General features: G+C 73.7%; 2 protein-coding genes. Both read left to right on the plus strand.

All coding sequences use genetic code 11. From position 1 onward, the window contains the following. The first annotated feature begins 102 nt into the window (after positions 1–102). A complete protein-coding gene (gene metK, locus AB0I98_RS49755; RefSeq protein WP_362953145.1) occupies positions 103–1,311 on the plus strand; it encodes a methionine adenosyltransferase in 1,209 nt (402 codons plus the stop codon). A gap of 32 nt (positions 1,312–1,343) precedes the next feature. After that, on the plus strand, positions 1,344–2,114 hold a 771-nt coding region (locus AB0I98_RS49760), incomplete at its 3' end, for a PfkB family carbohydrate kinase (RefSeq protein WP_362953146.1).

The following is a 2,114-nucleotide window of genomic DNA, read 5'->3' on the forward strand; positions in this document are numbered from 1 at the left end:
CGGCGGGCCGCACACCCCGGGCGCACCGGGTGAGCGGCCCGGCGACGGCGGCCTGAACCGCCGGCCCGCTCCCGCGGGCCGCCCGACACGTTAGGGAGAGACATGTCCCGTCGTCTGTTCACCTCGGAGTCCGTCACCGAGGGCCACCCCGACAAGATCGCCGACCAGATCAGCGACGCCGTCCTGGACGCGCTGCTGCGCGCGGACCCGGCCTCCCGGGTCGCCGTGGAGACGCTGATCACCACCGGCCAGGTCCACATCGCCGGGGAGGTCACCACCACGGCGTACGCGCCGATCGCCCAGATCGTCCGCGACACGGTCCTGTCCATCGGCTACGACTCCTCCGCCAAGGGCTTCGACGGCGCCTCCTGCGGCGTGTCGGTCTCCCTCGGCGCCCAGTCGCCGGACATCGCGCAGGGCGTCGACGCGGCGTACGAGGCCCGCACCGGCGGCGCCGGCGACGCACTGGACCGGCAGGGCGCCGGCGACCAGGGCCTGATGTTCGGCTACGCCTGTGACGAGACGCCGTCCCTGATGCCGCTGCCCATCGACCTCGCCCACCGGCTGGCCCGCCGCCTGGCCGAGGTCCGCAAGGACGGCACCGTCCCCTATCTGCGCCCGGACGGAAAGACCCAGGTCACCCTCGAGTACCAGGGCGACCGGCCGGTCCGCCTCGACACGGTCGTCATCTCCTCCCAGCACGCGAGCGGCATCGACCTGGACGGTCTGCTCGCCCCCGACATCCGCCGCCATGTCGTCGCACCGGTGCTGGCCGGGCTGGACGAGGAGGGCATCAAGCTGGACACCGAGGACGTCCGCCTGCTGGTCAACCCGACCGGCCGGTTCGAGATCGGCGGCCCGATGGGCGACGCCGGCCTGACCGGCCGCAAGATCATCATCGATACGTACGGCGGCATGGCCCGCCACGGCGGCGGCGCGTTCTCCGGCAAGGACCCCTCCAAGGTGGACCGTTCGGCCGCGTACGCGATGCGCTGGGTCGCCAAGAACGTCGTCGCCGCGGGTTTCGCCGAGCGCTGCGAGGTCCAGGTCGCCTACGCCATCGGCACGGCCGAACCGGTCAGCGTGTTCGTGGAGACCTTCGGCACCGGCCGCCTCCCGCAGCGCCGCATCGAGGACGCCATCGCCGAGGTCTTCGACCTGCGCCCGGCCGCCCTCATCCGCGACCTCGACCTGCTCCGCCCGATCTACGCCCCCACCGCGGCGTACGGCCACTTCGGCCGCGAACTGCCCGACTTCACCTGGGAGCGGACCGACCGCGCCCAGCGGCTCAAGGACGCCGCCGGCCGCTGACCTGCTCCGGCGCCTTTCGAGGAGATCCCGACGTGCGCATCGCTGTCACCGGTTCCATCGCCACCGACCACCTGATGGTCTTCCCCGGCCGGTTCGCGGATCAGCTGATCCCCGACCAGCTCGCCCACATCTCGCTGTCCTTCCTCGTCGACACCCTCGAGGTGCGCCGCGGCGGGGTCGCGGCCAACATCGCCTACGGCCTGGGCGCTCTCGGCCTCGAACCGCTGCTGGTCGGCGCGGTGGGCGGCGACTTCGCCGAGTACGCGGCCTGGCTGACGGAGCACGGCGTCGACACCGGCGCGGTCCTCGTCTCCGGCGAACGGCCCACCGCCCGCTTCCTGTGCATCACCGACCAGGACGCCAACCAGATCGCGGCCTTCTACGCGGGCGCCATGCAGGAGGCGCGGGACATCGACCTGTGGCAGCTGGACACCCTGTTCACCCCCCGCCCCGACCTGGTCCTCGTCTGCCCCAACGACCCGGCGGCGATGCTCCGCCACACCGCCGAGTGCCGTGAGCTGGGCCTGCCGTTCGCCGCCGACCCCTCCCAGCAGCTCGCCCGGCTGGAGCCGGAGGAGGTGCGCGACCTGGTCGACGGCGCGCGCTGGCTGTTCACCAACGCCTACGAGGCCGCGCTGCTGCGCGAGCGCACCGGCTGGGAGCACGCCGAGATCCTCACCCGCGTCGGCGCCCAGGTCACCACGCTCGGCGGCGCCGGGGTGCGCATCGACCGCGAGGGCGAGCCGGCGCTGAGGGTGCCGGCCGTCCCCGGCGCCCCGGTGGCCGACCCGACCGGCGGCGGC

This window comes from Streptomyces sp. NPDC050211, assembly GCF_040656035.1.
Taxonomy (GTDB): domain Bacteria; phylum Actinomycetota; class Actinomycetes; order Streptomycetales; family Streptomycetaceae; genus Streptomyces.

What these genes read in the sequence shown, in the direction of transcription:
- metK (WP_362953145.1), top strand. Translation starts at nt 103, where the DNA reads ATGTCCCGTCGTCTGTTCACCTCGGAGTCCGTCACCGAGGGCCACCCC.